This window comes from Mesorhizobium sp. M7D.F.Ca.US.004.03.1.1, from assembly GCF_003998635.1.
Lineage (GTDB): Bacteria > Pseudomonadota > Alphaproteobacteria > Rhizobiales > Rhizobiaceae > Mesorhizobium > Mesorhizobium loti.
Window position 1 is genome coordinate 1 of record NZ_RZQG01000407.1, and the last position, 5,220, is coordinate 5,220.

A 5,220-nucleotide genomic window follows, 5' to 3' on the forward strand; every position below is an offset into this window, starting at 1 on the left:
CTGCGCTGAGCCTCAACTCTCTCAGCCGGGCGGTCTTGGCATCTCTGGCCTGGCGTTCGGCGTCGATCAGCTTGCGCGCCTCGCGATCGGCTCGTTCAAATTTTTCCTTGTCGATTCGACGTTTTGCCAAGGCAGCCTCCTGTTTTGCCGGCTTGTTGGAAACTTCGTCGTCTAGATCAATGCGGGACCTTTTTCCCATCGGCTCATTGAGCCTATATCCGCGTAAAATCTGCGAGTGCTAACCGCCGCCGTTGGCCCTCCGCGTAGGCCAAGGCAAACGATTCGATCTCGAAAGAACGGGTGTACTCGTTGTCTTCCTCGACGACACGGACGTGCCATTCGCCGTAACCTTCGACGAATTCAACGCAGCGAACGTTCGTTTTGGATTTTTCCACTGCCTTGTCCTCACTTCTAGATGACAATGGAATCCTAACTTCGTGGGTCTGGGCTGCATTAAGAAATGTTGGTACGGAGTCGTACCCAAGTCGCCTCTGGCTTCGGAAAATGCTCTTAGCCATTGCGTTGGCCAGGACGCGGCGATGAGCGGATCTGAAGGGAGCAAGGCGGCCTTGGCCGCCTTGCGAGTGTCGCATCAAAGATCGGGTCCACGTCTATATCGCTGTAGGTCTTCTCCGCTATAGACGTCGGCGTTCGGGTCGAAACCGGTCCAGCCGCCAGCCTCGTATTCATTGCGTCTGCCAGCGACGTCGACCGAATTATATTGCTTGAGGATCTGTTCGGCATTCGGCGCAAGATTGTCCTCGACCTTGGCGGTGACCATAGTCCCGCCGCGACGAACGCCTTCGGCATAGACATGGGCGTCATTTTCAGGAATGCCGGCGTTTGTCATGGCACCGATGATGCCCCCAGCAGCACCACCGACCACGGCCCCGCCGACCGCGCCGACGGCAGTGGCAGCCAGCCACCCAGCTGCGACGACAGGTCCGACCCCGGGAATGGCCATCAGGCCGAGGCCTGTTGCCAGGCCGCCGGCGCCGCCAATGACGGCGCCGACGCCAGCTCCCGTGGCCGCGTCCTCGCCGGCTTCGGTCTCCTCGTCCTTGTGCCAGCCGGTCGCGTTGTTGGCCACAATGCTGATGTCGTCGCGCGGGACGCCGGTGGCCACGAGTTCGCCTACGGCATCATTGGCATCGTCATAATTGTCGAACAGTCCTGTTACGGTTTTCATCGGGTTTTCCTCGCTTTCTGATCACTTGGTGCCGGCAACAACGTTGCCTTGGTAGTCGAGCGCGATCGGCGTCGACTTGCCATCCTTGCTCGCCGTTCCGCGCCAGATGCCTTGGTCGTCCTTCGTCAGACCAGAGACGTCGGCATAACCCGCCTTTTCGATCGCGCTCTTGGCCTGGGCTTCGGTAAAGCTGTTGGCGCCGGGAACAGGAGCGGCCGGATTGGTCGCGCCGTTGGTCACCGCCGGTGTGGTGGCGTCAGAAGCTGGCGCCGTCGTTGCGACTTTTTGAATCATCTCCTGATGCATCTTGAGTGTCGGCAACGTCTCGGCGGCAAAGGATTTCAGGGCGGCGTTGTCGCCGTCCTTGGCATAAGCCTCGAACAGGCTGACCGCATCGGTGTGCGCCGCCTTCTGCATGTCTGCATAAGTTGCATCTACTGGCGCCGTACCCGACTGCAGCTTGTCGACATCGCTCTTGTGTGCAGCATCGAGGTCGGCAGGCACCTTCAACTTCTGTTCGCCGGCGATGCTCTCAAGCTTCGCATTGGCGGCGCCATGATCGGAGATCATCTTTTGGGCGAAGTCCTTGAGCCCTTGGTCCTGCAGCTTGTCTTGGGCGACTTTGCTCGACTGGACTTCGAACATTCCGCCGATCGCGGCCTTGGTCACGAATTCCTGGGCGGTTTCGGCAGCGAGCGCTGGCCAGGCAAATACCATCGACGCTGCTAACGATAGCGACGCCAGACGAAGACTGTTTCTCATGATGATATTCCTCAGTTGAAATTGACGATTCCAAACCTGCTCGCGACGAGTTTGTTCCAAGCGAGACGAACGCGCTGCCAAATTGAGTCCTGAAGCGTTCACACGCATTGGAGCCTGCGACACAGTTTTGGGCCGCGCGAACTCGCGCGCATGAGCCCGATAGTCGCCATGCAGCGAATGAGCGGGACTTTTCAGTGCTGAAATCAGTTCTCTCACTGGGTGACGTGGTGCCCGGTCAAATCCATAACGGGGCGCTGTCACAGGTTCGTTGCGGTGTGGATATCCAAACCGAGCAAAGGATCGCGCTGGATCAGGAACATTTTGTCGAGCGGCAGGTTAGCGATGGCAAAACCAACGGAGAATGACGATGAGGCGCTCACCTGGCACGGCAAAAGTGACATCCGCTGCGAGCAGGTGGATGACCCGATCATTGAGGACGACCGCGATATCATCATCAAGGTTACGGCTTGTGCGATCTGCGGGTCAGACCTTCATCTGATGGGAGGATTTGTCCCAGAAATGCACGCCCATGACGTGCTTGGGCACGAGACCATGGGCGAGGTCGTTGAAGTCAGGACGGGTCACTCCAATTCAAGATCGGCGAGCGCGTCGTGGTGCCGTTCACGATCGCCTGCGGCGAGTGCCGGATGTGCAAGTGGCAGCTGAGCGAAGTTTGATTTGGACGTCCCGCCAACAAGGCAAATAGTACGTTTCTCCGTAAAATCCACCTCTCTTGCGCAACATGACAAGAGTAAGTTTCGCTTCTCTGGTCCCATCGGCTGGGATGCTTCTGCCTATCTCATCTAAAGCGAGGAGCTTCCCTCTCTTTTCTGCCGGTTCCAGCTGCGCAGAGCAATGCCCTGGCTCGCACCCTGGCTATAGAGTTTGTATCAACGCGCAGTGTGCATGATCGCATCTGTGGGGCGTGGGAGGTTTCGAGGGAACACGATCTGGCGTTTGAAGTTTGCTCATAGGGCAGCGCCTGCTTTGACGAGCTTCGCCACCTCAAGCCTTGCGCCCTTCATCATCAGGATCAAACGCCTCGCGCGATGAGATTGTCGCCGGTAGCGACGAAGATCGCGAAAGCTTCCTGCGCAAGCACTTGAATGCGGCGTCGGCGCTGGCGCACCGGCGGAAGTCTGCTGTTCAGGCTTCGTGCCGTCCGCTGCTCGCGCCAACTGTGGCTAAGTTCGCCGTCCCATCTGCTCTTCACGCCGTTCAGCATCGAACGCCTGCCTACCCTTCGCAGTCCATAGGTTTCGCGCGTGCTCGCCTTCATGGCTTTGCAGCTTGGAGGCGATCGAAAGCAGCGCGCCGTATATGACGGCGCGATCATCGGCTGTTAGATCAACAATCCCTGCCTTGGCGACGAGCCCGCCGAGTTCGATGAGCTGCCGTGTGCGCTTGCGACGCTCGACCTGCCAGGTCCTCATGTCATTGCGAGCCATTGCCGCTTGCCGGCGATTGTGGGCCGCCCGGTTGCGCCGAAGCGCCGCGTGGGTTGCGCTGAGATGCCGAAGCAGTTCGCCGGGACCTGCTTTCGAAAAACGTCACCCCACGCTTGGCCCAAGCCTCGCGCTTTGAGGTGTCCTTCGTCTCGGCGATTGCGACCAGTGCACCAGCCAGTTCGTCGGTGCCCAGTTGATCGGCGCCGGTGGCGATCACCAGCTCGCCAAGTTGCTGCACCTTTCGCGTTTTGAGTTCTCGCGCTTTGTCTTCCAGCGCCTTCAGTTCTGTGTCGAAGTCTCGTGGTTTGCGCATGGTTGTCTCCATTGATTGTCGATCGGAGGATGATAGGGGAGCACCTGCCGGAAGGCTTCAGGGTTGCCGAGACAGCCCGGGACGGGCTGGTCCATCCCGAGAATTTTTCGAGGGAGGGCGCGCTTATACGTCGTGCCGACGTGCGGTTTGCCATGCAAATGATCTGGGCGCGATGGCGATCTATCATCTTCACGTCAAGGTCATTGGCCGCAAGGCAGGCTCAAGCGCTGTCGCGTCGGCCGCCTATCGTTCGGCCTCGCGGCTGCGCGATGAGCGGATCGAACGGACGCATGACTTCTCGGCCAAGCGCGGTGTCGTCCATTCCGAGGTGATGTTGCCGGAGGATGCACCGGAGGCCTGGCGCGACCGCGAACGGCTGTGGAACGATGTCGAGGCGTTCGAGGTGCGCAAGGATGCGCAGCTTGCCCGCGAGGTCGAATTCGCTCTGCCGCGCGAACTCAGCCAGGCGCAAGGCATCGAACTGGCGCGCGACTTTGTACAAGTCGAATTTGTCAGTAAGGGCATGGTCGCCGATCTCAATGTGCATTGGGACAGGGCGGAGGATGGCAGCCCCAAGCCGCATGCGCATGTGATGCTGACCATGCGGTCCGTGGACGAGAACGGGTTCGGGGCGAAGGTCCGAGACTGGAATGCTACCCAGCTGGTCGAGCGCTGGCGCGAGCGATGGGCGGAGCTGGCCAATGAACGCCTGGCCGAACTCGACATCGACGCGCGCATAGATCATCGCAGTCTGGAAGCCCAGGGCATCGCCCTGGAGCCGCAGACCCAGATTGGCGCACCGGCTCAACGCATCGAGGGCAGTTGCCCCGCTGCTGGCGACATTGACGCAGATCGCGCCGAGCTGCACCGCGAGATCGCGCGCAACAATGGTGCGCGCATCATTGCCGATCCATCCGTGGCGCTGGTGGCAATCACGCATCAGCAATCGACCTTCACCCGAAAAGACATTGCGAAGTTCTCGCATCGCCACAGCGACGGAATGGAGCAGTTCAATGCGGTCATGGCAGCCATCAGCAACGCACCCGATCTGGTCGAACTGGGCAAGGACGGACGCGGCGAAGACCGTTTCACCACCCTGCAGATGATCGACACCGAACAGCGCCTGCATCGCGCTGCGGAACACATGGCCGGGGAGGAGCATCATTCGGTGAGTAACGTACATCGCGAGGCAGCGCTGGCGCGGGCTGCGCAACGCGGGCTTGTCCTGTCAGGCGAGCAAAGTGATGCACTGGATCACATCACGAATAGCCGCGGTCTTGGTGTCGTTGTCGGCTTTGCCGGAACCGGCAAGAGCGCCATGCTGGGCGTTGCGCGCCAGGCATGGGCAGCGGCGGGCTACGAGGTTCAAGGCGCCGCACTCTCAGGCATTGCCGCTGAGAATCTCGAAAGCGGTTCAGGCATCCCGTCACGCACCATCGCCAGTATGGAGCACAGCTGGGGACGGGGCAGGGATCTGCTCACCACGCGCGATGTCCTGGTCATCGATG

Annotated in this window: 6 protein-coding genes and 2 pseudogenes; 3 read left to right on the top strand and 5 right to left on the bottom strand. The window is 60.1% G+C overall.

Annotation, left to right across the window (positions count from 1 at the left end; all coding sequences use genetic code 11):
- Nucleotides 1-592: 592 nt before the first annotated feature.
- The 3 genes from EN935_RS21195 to EN935_RS42195 form a co-directional block, all read right to left on the bottom strand.
- Nucleotides 593-1,189: a general stress protein gene (locus tag EN935_RS21195; protein ID WP_126070744.1), complete on the bottom strand. Its 597-nt coding sequence runs from the start codon at nt 1,187-1,189 to the stop codon at nt 593-595.
- A gap of 21 nt (nt 1,190-1,210) precedes the next feature.
- Entirely contained in the window at nt 1,211-1,951 is a 741-nt protein-coding gene (locus EN935_RS21200) for a DUF4142 domain-containing protein (protein ID WP_127373580.1), read from the bottom strand.
- A 257-nt stretch (nt 1,952-2,208) separates the two neighbouring features.
- On the bottom strand, nt 2,209-2,382 hold the full coding sequence (locus tag EN935_RS42195) for a hypothetical protein (protein ID WP_245489014.1): 174 nt from the start codon (nt 2,380-2,382) through the stop codon (nt 2,209-2,211).
- Between EN935_RS42195 and EN935_RS21205 the strand changes: the two are divergent.
- Both EN935_RS21205 and EN935_RS42905 read left to right on the top strand, forming a co-directional pair.
- Nucleotides 2,366-2,607: pseudogene (locus EN935_RS21205) on the top strand (alcohol dehydrogenase catalytic domain-containing protein); the annotation flags it as partial. The gene EN935_RS42195 and the pseudogene EN935_RS21205 overlap by 17 nt on opposite strands.
- Before the next feature lie 307 nt (nt 2,608-2,914).
- Nucleotides 2,915-3,050, top strand: a pseudogene (locus EN935_RS42905) (DUF932 domain-containing protein); the annotation flags it as partial.
- Nucleotides 3,051-3,135: 85 nt separating this feature from the next.
- On the opposite strand, the gene EN935_RS21215 reads toward EN935_RS42905, so the two are convergent.
- The gene (locus EN935_RS21215; RefSeq protein ID WP_126071205.1) at nt 3,136-3,384 is read right to left on the bottom strand and encodes a conjugal transfer protein TraD; all 249 of its coding nucleotides are present in this window, start codon (nt 3,382-3,384) and stop codon (nt 3,136-3,138) included.
- A 1-nt stretch (nt 3,385) separates the two neighbouring features.
- Nucleotides 3,386-3,712: a conjugal transfer protein TraD gene (locus tag EN935_RS21220; RefSeq protein WP_126070743.1), complete on the bottom strand. Its 327-nt coding sequence runs from the start codon at nt 3,710-3,712 to the stop codon at nt 3,386-3,388.
- Nucleotides 3,713-3,884: 172 nt separating this feature from the next.
- On the opposite strand from EN935_RS21220, the gene mobQ reads away from it, so the two are divergent.
- Nucleotides 3,885-5,220 (top strand): MobQ family relaxase (gene mobQ / locus EN935_RS21225; protein WP_164771239.1); only part of this gene is annotated, 1,336 nt, incomplete at its 3' end.